This window comes from Paucisalibacillus algeriensis, assembly GCF_000577245.1.
Taxonomy (GTDB): Bacteria; Bacillota; Bacilli; order Bacillales; family Amphibacillaceae; genus Ornithinibacillus.
This window is the reverse complement of sequence record NZ_CBYO010000007.1, coordinates 211,365-229,432: the sequence shown is the minus strand read 5'-3', so window position 1 is coordinate 229,432 and position 18,068 is coordinate 211,365. Positions and strand designations below refer to the sequence as shown.

Here is an 18,068-nt window from a genome sequence, read left to right as displayed (position 1 = left end):
AAGCAAAGTTTTGTAATGTACTCATGTCTTTCCAAATTATATCAACCCCGAACTGTATTGTCTTTTCCTATTATAGTAGGGAATGGGGAGAGATGGAAGTTTTTGTGTTGGATTGGGGGGGAAGTGGCAGAACTAAGTAATCATGACACCTGTAAGCTGGAGCATGAACCCATTCCGAGCAATCATCCACCCAACAATCTAAAGCATGCACCCAACCCGTTTCCCAAAATTTTAATCCCTATCCAGGTAAAAAACAGGTATAATAGTCCTCGAGAGGTGAAAGAGGCAGTATGAAAATTATTAAATATTTTCTGATCATCATCATTATTCTAGGTGGTCTTGGTTATGGGCTTTACCATTTTGGAACAAAAATTGCTTCAGAAAAATTAATGGAAGCACTTATGGCTGAATTAGAGAATAGTGGGGAAATGGAAAACATCAAACGAGCAATTGAAAGTGACCCCGAACTGCGGGCTTTTATTAATGATGCACAATCAGCAGATGCAAGCACATTGCCATTTACCACAAAAGAAGAAGCAACAAGAGTAATCGTGAAAAAATTTGGCATCTCAGGAATAAAAGACATACAAACTAAGGTTCAAGAAGGGCGAGTTTCCAAAGAGGAGATCCTTCAAAATATTGAAGAAAAATTAACCGAAGAAGAAATAACTGCACTGAAAGTAATAGCTTATAAGGAAATTTATAATAAATAAATGCAAATGGAAGCTCTCTAATTGAATAGTGAGCTTTTTATTCTGTAAACAATGGAAAGTGATACGTTGTTTATGATGAATGATCTGACCGGGAATAGAAACCATAATTCCCTCTAGCCAGAGCATGCGCCAGAACCGAGTAACCAAGTGCCTCTCCAACAAAAGCATGAGCCCAAACCCAACAACCATGCTCCCTTCCAAAGAGAGCATGAGTCCAACCCAGCAACTAACCACCCTAACACCACCAAAAGTTAACCAACCACCACCTAACCATAACAAAAAACCTCCCCACTACAGGAAGGCTTCAACTCTAAGGCAACAACATAATTAAACAAACCAACGAAATAAAAGGAATAGCATTGGCCATTGCCATCCCAATAAAGGAAAAGGTGTTAACAACTTGTTTTGCTTCTTCTGGTACTCCTACTGACTTTTGTAGGAAGATGAAAAATGGTGAAAACACAAGTGATAGGATCACGATTTGGCCAGGTATGTACAATTCTTCCATGGTGGAAACGGCTGTTAGGTCCATCATACCTAAGACTATTAGGATGATAGGGATTACTTCTGCGATCGCAACCCCGATGAAAAATTTGGTTTGAACTTTACCGATTTCCGCGGGATTCTCTTTGATTTTTTCAATGTTAACTTTAAAGAGTAATAGAATTGGAATGACTGCTAGTAGGGATGCAAATGCGAAATAGTAAGGACTGCTCATGGAAAATCACCTCATTCTGAAAATTTTAAATTGCTCATGGGTATCTTAGCATAAGTAGCCCCTCTACTCAACTCTCAAAAAAGCCCCTTAATAGAAGAAAAACATCTTTGGATAACAGACTCTAGGTATTTTTCTAGTACTATATTTCAACAAAAAATAGGTAAATATACCCGTAATCTTATGCGGTATATCACAGAAAATTTGCAAACTTTAGCGAAATCGCAGGAATCTATAATTATAATGTACTACGACCTTTGTATCTTGTCTAAGTTTTAGGAATTATCTATCATTATAATAATCTAAGTTTTTAGTCTAATAGATTAATAGAGACTAAAGACTTAAATAATCTAGTCAAACTTACAGAGGAGGAAGAAAATGCGCAAGATGTTGAAGAGGACTTCGGTATTATCTTTAATTTTTCTATTAGCGTTTAGTACCTTTGCGTATGCTGCACCGGGAAATATTGTCGTTAATAGAACCAATCTGAAGAAAGAAACCCTTTCGGAAGAAGAAATTAAAGCATATGATGTAGATGAAGTAGTACGTGTCACGGTTGAAATAGACGGTGATGCCCCAATCGAAAAAGCAACAGAAAAAGGGGTTAAGTTTGGCGACTTAAGTGTTACGGAGAAAAAGAAGCTTCTAAATGAAGCAAAAGCAAAGAAAAATGCTGCAAAAAAGGCGATGAAGGATAAGAATATTAATGCGAAGTACCTTCAAGAATTTGATGCAGTTATGAATGGATTTAGTGCGGAAGTTAAATATGGTGATATTGAAAAAATCGAAAAGCTTCCTAACGTTAAAAACGTAGTGATTTCTACATTATATGAAAAGCCAATTGTTGAACCAGACATGGCTTACTCAAAGGATTTAGTTCAGGCACAACTTGCTTGGAACGAATATGGCTATAAAGGTGAAGGGATGGTCATTGGGGTTATTGACTCTGGTGTTGATCATAATCACCAGGATCTCGTTGTTTCAGAGGAAACCGAGGTTGCTTTAACAGAAGCGGAAGTAAATTCTGTGATTGGTTCTGAAGGGCTTCCTGGGGTGTATTATACAGAAAAGGTTCCTTATGGATACAATTATTTTGACCAAAACCATGAGTATACAGACTTTAACGATAGCTCAGGCGCACACGGAATGCACGTAGCAGGTACAGTTGGTGCAAATGGTGATGTAGCTAATGGTGGAATTACTGGTATTGCTCCAGAGGCACAAATTTTAAACTTAAAAGTATTTAGTAACGATCCAGCATTTGGTGGTACATACAGTGATATCTATGTGGCGGCAATTGATGACGCCATTAAGCTAGGTGCTGATGTGCTAAATATGAGTCTAGGTGCTCCAGCTGGATTTGTTGATCATGAATCTCCAGATCAAGTAGCAGTTTCTCGTGCTGTGGAGAATGGAATTATGATGGCTATTTCCGCTGGTAACTCAGATATGTTAGGTAGTGGATTCTTCTATCCATACGCATCTAACCCTGATTATGGCGTAGTAGGTTCACCTGGTATTTCTTATGATTCTTTACAAGTAGCATCATTTGAAAACTCGCATGTTTCTGTTGATGAGCTTCAGTATAATATTGATGGTGGGGAAGCGGTCGCAGCTGGATTTATGTCAGCAGGTGCAGTTGCCCCAACAACGGGAACAACGTTTGAATTAGTAGAAGCTGGATTAGGTCATCCAGAGGATTATGAAGGAAAAGAAGTAGAAGGTAAATTTGCTCTCGTTCAACGTGGTGAATTAGATTTCGTAACGAAGGCATTAAACGCACAAGCCGCTGGTGCAAGCGGTGTGATTGTGTATAACAATACAGATGGCATGATTAATATGGCGTCTGATCCTGCAATTGTGATTCCACAATTGTTCTTAGCGAAGACAGATGGTGATGCTCTAGCAGCAGCTCTTTTAGAAGGGCAAGCTACATCGGTAACTTTCACTGGTGGAAAAACAGCAGTTCCAAATGCGGAAGCTGGAAACATGAGTACGTTCACATCTTGGGGTGTAACACAGAACCTTGATTTCAAACCAGAAATTACGGCTCCTGGAGGGCAAATCTACTCTACTATTAATAATGGTGAGTACGGTGTGAAGAGTGGAACTTCTATGGCTGCTCCACACGTAGCTGGTGGTAGTGCGTTAGTAATGGAACGCGTTGATTCTGAATTCGGTTTAGAAGGAAGAGATCGTGTAGAACTTGCTAAGAAACTATTAATGAACACATCTGATCTAGTAGAATTTGATGGTGCTCTTGTATCACCTCGTCGTCAAGGTGCTGGCCTAATGCAACTACATGCTGCACTATCCACTCCAGTCGTTGTGACTGACTCGCAAACAGGTGAAGCAAAAGTAGCATTGAAAGAAGTAAGTGAAAACCAAGTAACATTTGAATTAACAGCTGAAAACTTCACAGATGAAGCGGTAAGCTATGAAGTAAGTGCAAATGCACAAACAGATACGCCAGTAAATGCTGGTGTGACGGTAACAGCGCCAAACCTATTTGGTGCATTAGACATGCCAGGAGTTGCGACTGTTGATGGTGAAGCAGTTAGTACGATTGAAGTACCGGCTAACGGTACCGCTACATTTGAAGTTTCCATTGATGTAAGTGATTGGGATGCAGATCTGAAATCAATCTATACAAACGGATACTGGTTAGAAGGTTATGTTACGTTAACAGACCCAACTGACACAAACCCTGAACTTTCAGTACCATATGTTGGATTTAAAGGTGAGTGGGATGACGCTCCAATTTTTGATACAGAATTATGGAGTGGTACAAGTTTCTATGAAATGACAGGTGTCGTTACGTCTCTTGGAGAGGGAAGTTTTGGGCATATTAGTGAAGATCCATCTAAACTTGCATTCTCTCCAAATGGAGATGGCACACTAGATGATGCAGGGTTAATCCTATCGTTTTTAAGAAACGTAAAGGAAGTTTCATTTAATGTTCTAGATGCAAATGGTAATGTAGTAGAAACCATTGCGACAGAGTCATACCTACGTAAAGACTATTATGACAATGGTCGAGGTACTGCTTACAAGGTTTCGTCTGACTGGATGTGGGATGGAACAATTGATGGTAAGGTAGCACGTGATGGCGAGTACCAGCTTCAAGCTGTAGGGGTAATTGACTATGAAGGTGCAGAAGCACAGTCTATTGAAATTCCTGTATTGGTTGATACACTTGCTCCATCCGTTCGCTCCGTGATTCAACGTGGTAAACGTGAAGCAGTGATTATGGTACGTGATGGACAAGGAAGCGGAATTAAAGAGTTCACAATTGAAGTAAATGGTGAGACTGTAGAAGTTCCAGAAGGTGAAACTACGTATCTATTAAAGAATGTTCACCCAAGTTCAATAGTAGAAGTTACAACCGTTGACTATGCTGGTAACGTTTCTTACTCTGTAGTAATGGGACCACAAGGTAATGGAAACGGTAAGTTTGATAAAATTAGATAATTAAAAAAACAACTCCGCACTACTACTAACAGTGGTGCGGGGACAAAGGGTCAGGAACCTCGTCCCAGTTGGGACAAGGTTCCTGACCCTTTGTCCTAGTAGAAAGAAATTAAAGCAACAAATATCAGTTAATACAATAAAAAATAGTAGAGCACCTCACGAGGTTTGCTCTACTATCTCTATGTAGATAGCCAATATACTACCTACCTCGATCCATAATTTCCTGTAACTCTTCCTTTAATGTATCAAAATCTTTTCCTTCAGTTGAAATACCTAATTCCGCAGCTTTTTCGTTTATCATTTTCTCTAAAACTTCTTGTTGAGTAGCTTGCGGATTCTTTTCATCTAATTCGATTCCATATTCTTTCGCCATGTCTTTCAGCAAGTCATTTCGGTTCCCGAGCTTCATTCGGTAATCGTTTATATCGGTAGCTAATGTGTTTTCTTCCTTGTTGGATTTGAAATCTTCTCCAGTAGCTGCTTTAAATTCATTCATTAACTCTTCCAAACTCTTACCCTCTGTTGAAATTCCTAACTCACTTGCCTTTGCATTGAGTAAGGCATTTCGTAATTCCTCTTGAACGGTTTTTAAATCTTTGCCTTCTAAGGAAATACCATATTCCTCGGCTAAAGATGTAAGTCGATCGTTATTAACGTTAGTATCTCTATCTGCTCGCAACTCACTTGTGGATGTATACGGTTTTTCTTTTGGCGACGTGTTATCTTGTTTTTCTCCTGCAATAACAGGAACAAGTTGCAGTGTACCTATACATAAAGCACCTGCTAGTACAGCTGTTAGTATCTTTTTCTTCATCCTATCCCTCCTAAAAAGTATGTTCTAGTTTCATTATAGTTGTTCTCAATTAAGAATGTTGTCGAACATGGCAAATTTTATTATTAATTTCATGATTTCCTATGTGGTGGTGGATATACGTGTAAGGGAAACATAAATGTACTAGGTTTTGGAAGAAGGAAATCTTGTTTTACAATTACTTCACACTCCCCTAATATCCAGTTAACATTGGAGCTGTATACTGTAAATTGAAGAGGTATAACATGTAGGTAAAGGGAGGAAGAGGATTAAGATGACGATTCGAGGCATTGCCCATCGTGGTTATCCAGTGAACTACCCGGAAAATACATTATCATCCTTTCAGGCAGCGATTGATTTAGGTTTTTCACATATGGAACTTGATGTGCATATGAGTAAGGATGGAATTCCCGTTGTGATGCACGACCATACGATTGACCGTATGACAGATGGAAATGGCGAGATCCGCAAATATACATTGGAGGAATTGAAGCAATTTACAATCGCTCCAAATGAGAAAATCCCTACATTAGAAGAAGCGCTACAATTAGCGATAGACCGCATTATAGTATCTATTGAACTAAAGAACCCAAACCTTTATCCAGGTATTGAACAAAAGGTCTATAAGGTAATCAAAAAACTCAACATGGAAAATCAGATATATGTGATCTCCTTTGATCATGAATCCTTACAAACATTACGAGGCATATCGAATGACATTCAGATTGGTCCACTTGCTAATAGAATTCGTCCGTCACATTATCGGCTCATTTAAAAGTTAAATGCAGAATATTTCGCGGTGAAATATTCTTCCGTGAAGGAGAAGCATATTAGAAAATGTGAGGAATTGGGTGTTCAACTGGTAGTTTGGACAGTAAATACAGTGGAGCAGATGAAAACGATTAAGCAATATCCTTCTATCTTGGTGACAACAGATGAGTTGGAGAGATACAAGGCAGTATTTTCTTAATAGAGAGGATTGTTAGTGTTGATAAAAAAGAGAAGGTCTTACTTGAAACTAATGATTTATTTGATGCTTTTCCCTATTATGATTTATGCAGTTTTAAAGAACTTCCGTCGTGAAGAGTATGTGAGAGTATAGTGTGCAGCCGATACCTTGAATGGTGTCGGTTGTATTTATTTAAGATAACTGAATTGATCCATTCTTGGGAGGTAGAAGAAAATTATAAGCCGATAACGAAACGTTATCGGCCTTTTTTAACGCGGTCAAGCACTTCGTTTGTTACATCAAGTAGATTTTCCCTATAACTAGTTACTAAATAGTTGAATTGATAATGATTAATAGGATGTTGTTCGATAAGATACTCACTACTTAGTAATAGTTTTGCCTTTCTTCTAGGAAGCGCTGCAATCCGCATTTCTCTTGAGACGGTGGCTACCGTATTACTACTCTCATGAAGTTCTGTATAAGTAAATTGATCGGGCTCTATAAGTAAAGCGACCAATTCCACTAATACTTCATTAGAAATCATAAAGAATGTTCTACGAAATAGGTATTCTTTTTTAGCTAGTTTGCTTTTGAACACATTATCATGCTCCTCTATCTTGGAGTATATTTATTTTTTATTAAATCATCTGATGAAGCAGGATTTTTACCGTATCAAATGGAAAGTAAATTTATATATTATTAAAATTAGTTCTATATGGTATATCGGTAAAAAAGGAGATTTGTAAAATAGTAATCATTACACTTATATTGTTTGTAATATACATATCATTAAAAGATAATTAGTTGAATTAATATAAACTATAAAAAATGAACTGCTTATAACCAATAATTATATTCAGTTGAAAATATAAACTCTACGGGGTGAAATGAAATGAAGACAATAAAAAATAGGGCAATAGGTTTTCTAGCAACTATGCTAATTATTGTATCGCTATGGTGGTTGATATCTGAGGCTAATGAGAAAAAGGCAGCGATGAATCAACCCGAGATTTTTATTTTCCATGATCAAGGTGAACTACACTGGTTTGAGCTAACCATACAAGAAGAAAATTTGGAAGGAAGATTCCACCAGCAGATGATAATAGATGAACCCGGACAAGTTCCAGTATTGGAAGAGAAGATATACCAATTAAAGGGTGAAAAACATAATAATGAGTATGAGATTACCGTAAATAAGGGTGAAGAAATTACGATTTATAACGCTAAACTTAGAGAAGGAGATCTGTTTGTACGATCTCAAGGGAATAGTGATGGCATATTTTATAAAGTTGCTACCAAAGAAGAACTACAGACACATATAAATGGATTGAAAGAAGAGTTTGATAACATAATGTATTATGCAGAACATAAAGAATACGAACGGTAGAGAAACTTTTTTAACGATTTAAAAAGTATCTACGGGTTTCTTTACACGAGTGAGGACCAATCCTTCCAACTTTTCATAAAGATAGACGAGGCACTTCTAGAAGGGGAGTTGACAGGATCCCTACTTATGGTGACAAACAAAGATAATTCCTACGAAGAATCTACTTATGTTTTGTACGGAATAACGGATGGGCTAATGATAGAGTTCCACACGACAGTAGAAGGAAAAACAATGAAACTAGAAGGAAACTTCCATCAAGAAGATGCATCCAGTTTTGATTTGTCCTTTTGGGCAAGTACCCACAACCTATTATTTCATGCAGTTACCGAAGAAGAATATAAACAGCGTTACGAGGAGTATAAAAGGGAACAAAGATAGAAGTTGAATCACGTGAACCGTATGTGCACCTTGTTCGGATACGCTATTAATTCGAAAAATAGAGGAACAAGGATGTACAACATGATGTACAACACCTCCGTCCGTTTGCAAACAAATTTGCCAGTAGTTGTCTGCTCCGATATAATGCTACATAGATAATACGACAAAACTATTAGGGAGAATGCTATGTTTAATTATTTGGATTTAGGAATAGCCTTTACCATAGCTTTGCTTTCTACTTTTGTGTTAACTTTTCCTGTGAAGAAGTTTGCGGTTAAGATTGGTGCAGTTGATTTGCCTAATCACCGAAAGATACATAAGAAAGTGACACCAAGGCTAGGGGGCCTGGCAATATTTATTGGTGCTTTTCTTGGTGCATTATATTTACTACCACAAGATGAGCATTTACTTGAGATTGTTTGTGGTGCTATTGTCATCGTAATTACTGGAGCACTCGATGATAGGTTTACTATCCGTCCAATTGCAAAACTAACAGGGCAATTAATAGCCACATCCTTTTTGATATCGGGTGGTCTGATAATTGAGCGTATTACGCTACCAATTATCGGGCAAGTAGAACTAGGGTTTTTTAGTGTTCTAATAACAGTGTTATGGGTTGTTGGGATAACGAATGCTATAAATTTAATAGATGGGTTAGATGGGTTGGCTACCGGGGTTACTTCCATCGCATTAATTAGTTTATTTATCATGGCAATAATTGACTCACGCTTATTAGTTGCTTATTTTTGTGTCGTTTTAATTGGAGCTAATCTGGGGTTCCTATACCATAATTTCTATCCTGCAAAAATTTACATGGGGGATACTGGTTCTAATTTTCTTGGATACATGATTGCCGTCATTTCGATACTCGGTTTGTTTAAAAATATTGCGTTATTTAGTTTCGTTATTCCGGTTATTGTTTTAGCGGTACCAATATTTGATACATTATTTGCTATATTGCGTCGCTTCCTTAATAAACAGAACATTATGATGCCAGATAATAAGCATATACATTACCAGTTACTTGCGTCTGGATATAGTCATCGGAAAACTGTACTCATTCTTTATGGAATCAGTGCAATATTTGGTGCACTTGCTGTCATATTTAACGAGGCCACTATTACAACAAATTTATATATCATTATCATATTAATCTTTTTATTGCACATATTGGCCGAGATCGCTGGTTTGGTATTTGGAGGGAAACGACCAGTCCTGGATATGTTTGGGAAAATATTTAAACGTAAGGGTTCGAAACAAGAACAGCATTAGAAGACTTGAATTCAAGTGAGAATAAAGTGATTTGTAACCGTAATAACTTTTAAAAAGATATGTTATTAATAAACCCGCATGATATCATGTGGGTTTATTATTTCTGAATAGTAACTAAACTTATTACTAATTCTATGTTATTTCCTCAAGTGCACAGGGAAGAATTTCTACTTTTGAATACTTTCTAAATGTATTATACTTTATATAGAGGTGAAAAATCTTATGCCACTAAATTACACAAATTCTGTTCCACTTCATATTCAACTAAAAAATCAAATCGAAGAAAAGATATTTAAAGGTGAATACATTGAGAAAATTCCTAGTGAAAGGGAATTGATGGATGAATATTATGTAAGTAGAAGTACTGTTAGAGAAGGAATTGCTCAATTGGTTAGAGAGGGCGTCCTAGAAAAAAGACCTGGTAGAGGTACTTATGTTAAGCTTAAACCTATTAATGATTGGCTAGGTAATCTAAGTAGTACGTCAGAAACTATAGAAAGAATGGGAATGGTCCCAGGTGCCAGATTAATTGAGCATAAGATTGTTGAACTAGATGATAGACTAAAAGATATCACAGGGTTGGAAGAAGCATATTTCTTTAAAAGAGTTCGTTATGCTAATAAGATTCCTATTGGTATTGAGAGACATTACTATCCGGTGAGAATCGGTCAAGAATTAGTTAAATACGATTTAAATAAAGAAGCGTTTTATGATCTCTTAGAACAAAAAATGGGTGTTAAAACGTTTGCAGCAGAACAGATAATTAAATCTAGTAAAGTCACTAAAGAGGATTCCAAATTACTAGGTGTTTCCTCCGCATTTAGTGTGCTAAATACTGAGCGAAGAATTACAGATGTTAATGACAACTTCGTAGAGTTTGAAATTGCTTATTACCGTTCTGACATGTATTCGTTTAAAATAAATTTATCTAGAAAAAGTAATTAAAGGTATTGGCCCGGGTAAACAAATGTTGGTTACCCGGGCTAACTATCTATATGCTTACTAATATTTTCTCGCCGTAAACAGGTGTACCATTTATAAAAGTTGCTCTAATCTTTATATCTTTAATCCCCTCTATGTTGCTTTCAATAGTAGGGTCAGCCTCCAAAACAGCAAAGTCTGCTAGCTTGCCAATTTCGATGCTTCCTGTATTTGCTTCATCAAAATTCAATCTTGCACCAAATATGGTCATTGATTTTAAAGCATTAATAACATCTATACGTTGTTCAGGTCCTAATACCTTTCCGGAACTTGTCTTACGATTTACTGCTGCCCAAATTGAGAATAAGGGAGAAATAGGTGTAACAGGACAGTCCGAATGCAACGTAAATAATAGGTTATTCTTAATGGCATCAGCCAAAGGGCTAATACGGCTTGCGCGCTCCGGCCCTAAAAATAGTTTCTCGTGTCGATCTCCCCAATAATAGACATGATTAATAAAAAATGAGCCTGCTACGTTTAATCTAGCCATTCTTTTTATATCAGCAGTTGTTCCTGTTTGGACATGTTCAATACGATGTTGGTGTCTTTGCCTAGGAAATTTAGATAGGGCATATTCGAACGCATCCAGTATTGAGCCAATAGCTCGATCACCATTACCGTGAATGGCAATACGGAATCCCCTTTTATGTAGGTCCAATATTTCTTCTTGGAATAATTCTTGTGAATGGATCAAATCCCCAAGTAAATGTGTGTTATTAAAATAAGGTTTTCTTAGAGCGCCAGTTAAACCTTGAATGGATCCGTCTTGGAACATCTTAATGCTATCTAATTTAACTAGATTATTAGATTTATTCATTAACTCTTGGTTTAATTCCTCAGGTGTGTAACGGCTAAAAGCTTCTCCTTTTCTTAGCAGGGGATGCATCACCATTAGCCTTGTACGCATTGGATTCACACCTGTTTTTGCTGCAATAAGATGTGCAGTCAATTCTTCTATATTATTGACTTTCGCATCTGTGTTCGTTGTAATTCCCTGGACTAAATATTCATGGGCTGTATATTTTAAAGAATTAACCATCTCATCTACCGACTTTTTAGGAATAATTGAAGTAATAGGTGCCATTGCTGCACCTTCATAAAGTATCCCATTTAACTTTCCGTTTTCATAACGGCCATAGTGACCTCCAATTGGATCCTGTTCCATTTCAGCGAGCTCGGCAAGCGCCAAACTTTGGGAATTAACATAGGCTAAGTGTCCAGAGATGTGTTTAATAAATACAGGGTTATGTGGAGCAACTTTATCAAGTTCATCCCTGGTTATATGCCGTTGATCAGAAATTAAAGTATCATCAAAACCATACCCTTGAATCCACTCTCCATCCGGTGTATCTTCTGCCTTCTCCTCAATCTTTCTAAGAATGTCTTGTATGGACCTATTTAATGGTGAACTACAGTTAACCTGTGAACGCATTAAAGCATACATCAATATATGGTTATGTGTATCGATGAAACCAGGTATTAAGGTTTCGCCCTTTAAATCAACGATAGTTGTCTTTTCGGATAGCGATATAGCCCCTCTTGGGGGTTCAGGGCTATCCCATATTCCAACTATTCTCCCATCTGTTACAGCAACAGAACCAGCAATTCGGTTGTTATCATCTAATGTAAGTACATTCGCATTTTTGATAAGCAGTGAGATATCTTTCAAACTAATTCTCCTCCTTCTTTAGATAACATCTTGAATAGACTCACTTTCTTTGACATCTTTCACAGAAAAGTAATAGGCATCTACATTCTCATCAGTTGAATGCTTGGTTAACAGACTAACTATTAACAAGATAATAAAAGAGGATATAATTCCTGGAATAATCATATGCCAACCAAATGGTTCTCCCATTATATTCCATATAACAGCTATAATTAAGGAACCTATAACGCTAGATATAACACCAGTTTTTGTTGCACGCTTCCAGAACATTGCAGCTAAAACTGGCATGACCATTGTGATAGCTGAAAGTGCTAATGCAAAGGAGTAAATTTCAATAACATCATTAATTAGTAGCGCAACTAGTAATCCACCAATAGCCATACCACCTACCGATAACCGAGAGACATTCAATACCTTTTGGCTATCAGCATTAGGATTTATCCACCCTTGATAGATATCTTTGGAGATATTCAGAGCACCACTAAGAAGAAAAGATGTAGCCCCAGTAAGTACAGCTGCAAATAAAGAAACCATAAAAAAACCACCAACTGCAGGAGGGAATACCTCTGTTAAAAATGCAGTGTATACTAGATCAGGATCCGTATCTAAAGGTATTGATTGCCGTGCAATTACTCCTATTCCTATAGAGAATAATGCAACGAAAAATGTGATAATGAAACCAATGGAAACACCTCTTTTGGCAATCTTCTCAGTCTTTGCAGCAGCGATACGCTGCCAGGTAGTTTGCCATACTAGATAAAATGGACCAAAGATAATTAAGTAGTTAATTAACTCGGTAGATCCCATACTAAATAAGTCAAAATACTGAGAAGGGGTATTTTGAATAACAACATCCATACCACCAACATAATGGAGGCCCATTAAAAACATAACAATAAGCCCTACAAGGATTAAGACGGATTGTATAGCATCTGTCCAAGCAACGCTAGGTAATCCTCCCATAAGGGTGAAAACAACGGAAATTACAAATCCGATTATCATTGCGTTGATCATGGAGATATCGATTATTGTTGTCAATATTGCCCCCATTCCAACAATTTGCATTCCAAATGTCGGTGTCATGTATAGAATGCTAATGATTAGAGATGGGATAATTCCAGATGCCTTTCCGAATCTCCTTACAAATAAATCTGGCAGAGTATATAATTTTAGTTTTCGAATTGTGGAACCAAGTAGAACTGCTAACAGGATAGAGAATAAAGCAACCGGGAATTTAGTTAAAAACCAACCAAAGCCAATCTCAAAACCTTTACCCGAACTTCCGATAACAGCAGCTGATCCTAGCGAGGTGGCAATAATACTACCGCAAATTGGAAAGAAACCTAGACTGAAGTTAGCCATTGTATAGTCATCAGCCGTTTTTATTTTCTTTGCATAATAAACTCCTATAGCCGTAATGAAAAGGATAAATGTAATTATCCATATTAAATACCAATTCAAAATATGAACACACCTTTCGAATTTTTCCCCCGTATAATTAAGGGATTACTTATTGGAAATTTTACGGGAGTCAATTCTGTGTGGAAAGGTTGTCAGAATGTTCGTACCAGCTGAGATGAATGGAACTGGTACGGACGTCCGAACAATATTGTATCGATAAGAAATCTAACTTAACATATAATAATGAAATAATTCAGATATTCAAAGGAGAGTACACATGAAAGAGAGAACTACTTTAAATAAATCCCTTAAGCCCCATTGGGTTTGGGCGATAGCGCTAGGCTCTGCGATAGGTTGGGGAGCTTTTGTTCAGCCTGTTAACTGGATGTCTACAGCTGGTCCACTAGGGGTCATCCTTGGCTTCGGTATTGGTGGATTATTGATGATATTAATCGCTGTAAGTTATGGATTTTTAATAAAAAGTTTTCCCGTATCTGGCGGGGAATTTGCATATGCGTTTGCAAGTTTAGGGCGTACACATGCATTCATTTGTGGTTGGTTTTTAACCTTAGGGTACATATGTATCGTAGCATTAAATGCTTCTGCACTTGCACTAATGTTTAAATTTGTCTTTCCAAAATTTGTTGAAAATATGCAGCTATATCAAGTAGCAAACTGGAATGTTTATTTTACTGAAGTCATTATAGCGACAGTTGCTTTAGCTTTATTTGGTTACTTTAATGTAAAAGCTACTTCCTTTTCAGGAAGGTTACAGTTTATATTTTGTTGTGTGATGATCGGTGCAATAGTTGCGCTAACATTTATGGTTGGAGCACAGCCTGATGCAGGACTTGCTAATATTGATCCACTATTTCCTGCAGGAACTACAGCGTTTGCAGCTATCATCTCTATAGTTGCTATTGCGCCATGGGCATATGTGGGATTTGATAATGTTCCACAGGCTGCTGAGGAATTTAACTTTTCTACTAAAAAGGCTTTTGGTCTAATTGTTTTCGCGATAATTGCAGCAGCAGTACTTTATAGCTTAATGATTATTGCTACTTCTATGGCAGCTCCGTGGACTGACTTAGTTGAAGCAGGGCATTTATGGGGAACAGGTACTGCAATCCAAAATTTACTTGGTACCACTGGATTAGTATTATTAGTAGTTGCACTTTCAATGGGGATATTTACTGGGTTAAATGGATTCATTCTATCATCAAGTCGACTATTATTCGCAATGGCTCGTGCAAAGTTTATTCCAGAAGCGTTTGCAAAAGTACACCCTAAATACAATACTCCTTATTGGGGAATTATTTTTACTGTTATCATTGCCCTATTTGCTCCTTGGTTTGGACGCGAAGCATTGCTTTGGGTAGTTGATATGTCTTCAGTAGGAGTTACTATTGCATATTTTTACTCTTGTTATGCTGCATTTTCATTCTTTAAGAGTAAGAATAGTACCAGCTTTAATCCATCTCTTCATACAGATTCACCTTGGAAAAAGGCGATTGCTGCTTTGGGGATGGTAGCTAGTATAACATTTTTAGTTTTATTGCTTTTCCCTGGTTCACCTGCATTCCTAGGAATTGAATCACGTGTTGCTTTAGTTGCTTGGATTGTCCTAGGTTTAGTTTTTTATCTAGTGAAAAGAAAAGAACTAAAAAATATTCCACAGGAAGAATTGAACTATTTGATTTTAGGAACTAAGGAAATTAAGGCTACAAGAGAATAGCAAAAATAAAAAACCTGTAGGCAAGGAGTAGCTGCTTACAGGTTTTATGTTTATTATAGACTCCAATATTGGAAGCCTTTTGCTTCGCATTCTTGTCGATTCAATACACTTTTAATATCAACCAAAACTTTCTTATCATTTCGGTAAAGTCCGTTTAATTTATTTAAGTCGTAGTTTTCAAGATATTCTTTATGTGGAACTGCCAAAACAACAGTATCTATTTCCTTTAATTCTTCCTCATTGACAAGGGTAATGTTGTATTCATGATAAACATCATCTGCTTCAGCCACAGGGTCATGGACCAAAACGTTTACGCCATACTCTTTTAGTTCTTCAACAATGTCTATGATTTTCGTGTTACGAACATCTCCAACATTTTCTTTAAAGGTTAAACCAAGGATGGCAACTCTCGCACCGTCTATATCTTGTTTTGCTTTAATCATTTGCTTAATGATATTGCCAGCAACATATTTTCCCATATCGTCATTGATTTTTCTTCCTGATAGGATAATTTGCGAATGGTATCCAAGTTGTTCTGCTTTATAGGTAAAGTAGTAAGGATCTACTCCAATACAGTGTCCACCTACTAGTCCAGGTGTGAATTTAAGAAAGTTCCATTTGGTACCAGCAGCTTCAAGCACAGCTTTTGTGTTAATGTCCATCTTGTTAAACACCATAGACAGTTCATTCATAAATGCAATATTGATATCACGCTGCGAGTTTTCAATTACTTTAGCAGCCTCAGCCACTTTAATGGATTCTGCTTCAAAAACTCCTGCTTCAATGATGGATCCATATACTTTCGAGATTTCTTGTAGTGCTTCCTCATCTGAACCAGAAACAATTTTCATTATCTTTGTTAATGTGTTCACTTTATCCCCAGGATTGATTCTTTCTGGAGAATATCCAACCTTAAAGTCAGTTCCAAACTTTAGTCCGGATTCTTTTTCTAAAATAGGTATACATATTTCTTCTGTTGTACCAGGGTATACTGTAGACTCATATACCACAATAGAGCCTTTGGTTAAATTTCGTCCAACTGTTTCACTGGCGCCTATAACAGGGGCTAAGTTAGGTGTTTTGTCGATGTTAATTGGAGTAGGCACAGCTACAATATGGAATCTACAATGTTGCAGTTCTTTATCATCACTCGTGAATTTCATAGTTGTATTTTTAACTGCCTCATCGCCAACTTCATCCGTTACATCTATACCACTTAAATATTTATCAAGTTTTGCTATGTTGGTATCTAAGCCTACAACATCATATTTTTTTGCAAACTCTATTGCAAGTGGTAGCCCAACATATCCTAACCCAATAACCGAAATTTTTTCTTCTTTAGCTTCTATTTTTTCATATAAATTCATCATTTTGCCTACCTTTTTTTATTGTTTACATCGTATAACTTTATAGTGACCATTCATTCTATTTAATATTATACAATGTTTGTATTATGAATGCATTTATTACAATGTCTCATAAAAATTGGTTGAGGAAATTCATTATGATAAACTACCAGTATATGAACTTTTAATAGAGGAGATAACGGTATGAAAGTAAAAAAAGCAATTATTCCAGCCGCAGGATTAGGTACACGTTTTTTACCGGCAACGAAAGCACAACCAAAGGAAATGCTTCCAATTGTAGATAAACCAACTATTCAATATATCGTAGAAGAAGCGGTGGCTTCAGGTATTGAAGATATTATCATTATTTCCGGAAGAGGAAAAAGAGCAATAGAAGATCATTTTGACATCTCTTATGAGCTCGAGGAAAAACTATCTATCAAAGGTGATGATGAGACACTGAAAATGGTCCGCGCTATATCTAACCTTGCTAATATTCATTATATTAGACAAAAAGAACCAAAGGGACTTGGTCATGCAATAGCATGCGCACATAGTTTTGTAGGAAATGAGCCATTTGCTGTTTTGCTAGGTGATGATATCGTAGAATCAAATGAGCCTACATTAAAACAACTAATAAATGTTTATGAGCAATATCAGTCCTCTGTAGTCGGAGTGCATGATGTTCCGATGGAGGAGATTTCTAAATATGGGGTAATTAAACCATTAGAAAGTGCACAATACGGACCTAGAATTACAGCTATAGAAACCTTAATAGAAAAACCAAATAGAGAGGAAGCACCTTCTAACCTAGCAATCATGGGTAGATACGTCCTTTCACCAGATATTTTTCCTATTTTGGAAAATCAAGCACCAGGAAAAGATAATGAAATTCAGCTCACAGATGCATTAGTAAAGCTTAATCAATCAGAGCAGCTGTTAGCATATAATTTTGAAGGTAGAAGATATGATGTCGGGAATAAACTAGGATTTGTTCAAGCAACAATTGACTTTGCTTTGAATCGTCCTGATTTACATCATGATGTAAAAAAATATATGGAATTAAAACTAAAATCATTAAGTTGATGTTGATGTAGCAACCATCTTAATAAATGGAAGGAATAAAAGGAATATCTATTAAAAAATTGTAGTAAATTTATGAGGATATTTGGTGGTGATAAATGCTATTCTCTGAACTTAAATATCACTCACTTGGTCGGGCTACAGTTCATAGTTAAAG

At 36.7% G+C, this 18,068-nt stretch carries 16 protein-coding genes; 10 read left to right on the top strand and 6 right to left on the bottom strand.

Annotated features, from left to right (window positions below):
* Window positions 1-290: 290 nt before the first annotated feature.
* On the top strand, window positions 291-713 hold the full coding sequence (locus tag TY11_RS05635) for a hypothetical protein (RefSeq protein WP_042143781.1): 423 nt from the start codon (window positions 291-293) through the stop codon (window positions 711-713).
* Between the two features lie 310 nt (window positions 714-1,023).
* Here TY11_RS05635 and TY11_RS05630 read toward each other — a convergent pair whose 3' ends face one another.
* Entirely contained in the window at window positions 1,024-1,431 is a 408-nt protein-coding gene (locus tag TY11_RS05630) for a hypothetical protein (RefSeq protein ID WP_042143779.1), read from the bottom strand.
* Window positions 1,432-1,806: 375 nt separating this feature from the next.
* On the opposite strand from TY11_RS05630, the gene TY11_RS05625 reads away from it, so the two are divergent.
* A complete protein-coding gene (locus TY11_RS05625; RefSeq protein WP_052345758.1) occupies window positions 1,807-4,899 on the top strand; it encodes a S8 family serine peptidase in 3,093 nt (1,030 codons plus the stop codon).
* A gap of 199 nt (window positions 4,900-5,098) precedes the next feature.
* On the opposite strand, the gene TY11_RS05620 is transcribed toward TY11_RS05625, so the two are convergent.
* A complete protein-coding gene (locus TY11_RS05620) occupies window positions 5,099-5,713 on the bottom strand; it encodes a type 1 periplasmic-binding domain-containing protein (RefSeq protein ID WP_042143777.1) in 615 nt (204 codons plus the stop codon).
* 271 nt (window positions 5,714-5,984) lie between these two features.
* On the opposite strand from TY11_RS05620, the gene TY11_RS05615 reads away from it, so the two are divergent.
* Both TY11_RS05615 and TY11_RS20825 read left to right on the top strand, forming a co-directional pair.
* Complete coding sequence (locus TY11_RS05615; RefSeq protein ID WP_052345757.1) at window positions 5,985-6,485, top strand: glycerophosphodiester phosphodiesterase; 501 nt, start codon at window positions 5,985-5,987, stop codon at window positions 6,483-6,485.
* Between the two features lie 39 nt (window positions 6,486-6,524).
* Window positions 6,525-6,680: a hypothetical protein gene (locus tag TY11_RS20825; RefSeq protein WP_231495785.1), complete on the top strand. Its 156-nt coding sequence runs from the start codon at window positions 6,525-6,527 to the stop codon at window positions 6,678-6,680.
* 235 nt (window positions 6,681-6,915) lie between these two features.
* Here TY11_RS20825 and TY11_RS05610 read toward each other — a convergent pair whose 3' ends face one another.
* Complete coding sequence (locus TY11_RS05610) at window positions 6,916-7,257, bottom strand: hypothetical protein (protein ID WP_042143775.1); 342 nt, start codon at window positions 7,255-7,257, stop codon at window positions 6,916-6,918.
* A 294-nt stretch (window positions 7,258-7,551) separates the two neighbouring features.
* On the opposite strand from TY11_RS05610, the gene TY11_RS05605 reads away from it, so the two are divergent.
* The 4 genes from TY11_RS05605 (at window position 7,552) to TY11_RS05590 (ending at window position 10,641) form a co-directional block, all read left to right on the top strand.
* Window positions 7,552-8,046, top strand: coding sequence for a hypothetical protein (locus tag TY11_RS05605; RefSeq protein WP_042143774.1), 495 nt, complete (start codon window positions 7,552-7,554; stop codon window positions 8,044-8,046).
* A 126-nt stretch (window positions 8,047-8,172) separates the two neighbouring features.
* Complete coding sequence (locus tag TY11_RS05600; RefSeq protein WP_155982670.1) at window positions 8,173-8,424, top strand: hypothetical protein; 252 nt, start codon at window positions 8,173-8,175, stop codon at window positions 8,422-8,424.
* Between the two features lie 186 nt (window positions 8,425-8,610).
* Complete coding sequence (locus tag TY11_RS05595; RefSeq protein WP_042143770.1) at window positions 8,611-9,696, top strand: glycosyltransferase family 4 protein; 1,086 nt, start codon at window positions 8,611-8,613, stop codon at window positions 9,694-9,696.
* Between the two features lie 222 nt (window positions 9,697-9,918).
* Window positions 9,919-10,641, top strand: a complete 723-nt coding sequence (locus TY11_RS05590) for a GntR family transcriptional regulator (protein ID WP_042143767.1) — start codon at window positions 9,919-9,921, stop codon at window positions 10,639-10,641.
* Between the two features lie 46 nt (window positions 10,642-10,687).
* Here TY11_RS05590 and TY11_RS05585 read toward each other — a convergent pair whose 3' ends face one another.
* Both TY11_RS05585 and TY11_RS05580 read right to left on the bottom strand, forming a co-directional pair.
* Window positions 10,688-12,346: an amidohydrolase gene (locus TY11_RS05585; protein ID WP_042143765.1), complete on the bottom strand. Its 1,659-nt coding sequence runs from the start codon at window positions 12,344-12,346 to the stop codon at window positions 10,688-10,690.
* 18 nt (window positions 12,347-12,364) lie between these two features.
* Window positions 12,365-13,807 (bottom strand): sodium:solute symporter family protein, encoded by a 1,443-nt coding sequence (locus tag TY11_RS05580; RefSeq protein WP_042143763.1) that lies wholly within the window; start codon window positions 13,805-13,807, stop codon window positions 12,365-12,367.
* Window positions 13,808-14,024: 217 nt separating this feature from the next.
* Here TY11_RS05580 and TY11_RS05575 point away from each other — a divergent pair, with 217 nt between their 5' ends.
* Window positions 14,025-15,482, top strand: a complete 1,458-nt coding sequence (locus tag TY11_RS05575) for an APC family permease (protein ID WP_042143761.1) — start codon at window positions 14,025-14,027, stop codon at window positions 15,480-15,482.
* Between the two features lie 53 nt (window positions 15,483-15,535).
* Here the strand turns inward: TY11_RS05575 and TY11_RS05570 are convergent, their stop codons facing one another.
* Window positions 15,536-16,849 (bottom strand): nucleotide sugar dehydrogenase, encoded by a 1,314-nt coding sequence (locus tag TY11_RS05570; protein WP_042143758.1) that lies wholly within the window; start codon window positions 16,847-16,849, stop codon window positions 15,536-15,538.
* A gap of 183 nt (window positions 16,850-17,032) precedes the next feature.
* Here TY11_RS05570 and galU point away from each other — a divergent pair, with 183 nt between their 5' ends.
* Complete coding sequence (galU, locus tag TY11_RS05565; RefSeq protein WP_042143755.1) at window positions 17,033-17,914, top strand: UTP--glucose-1-phosphate uridylyltransferase GalU; 882 nt, start codon at window positions 17,033-17,035, stop codon at window positions 17,912-17,914.
* Window positions 17,915-18,068 lie beyond the last annotated feature (154 nt).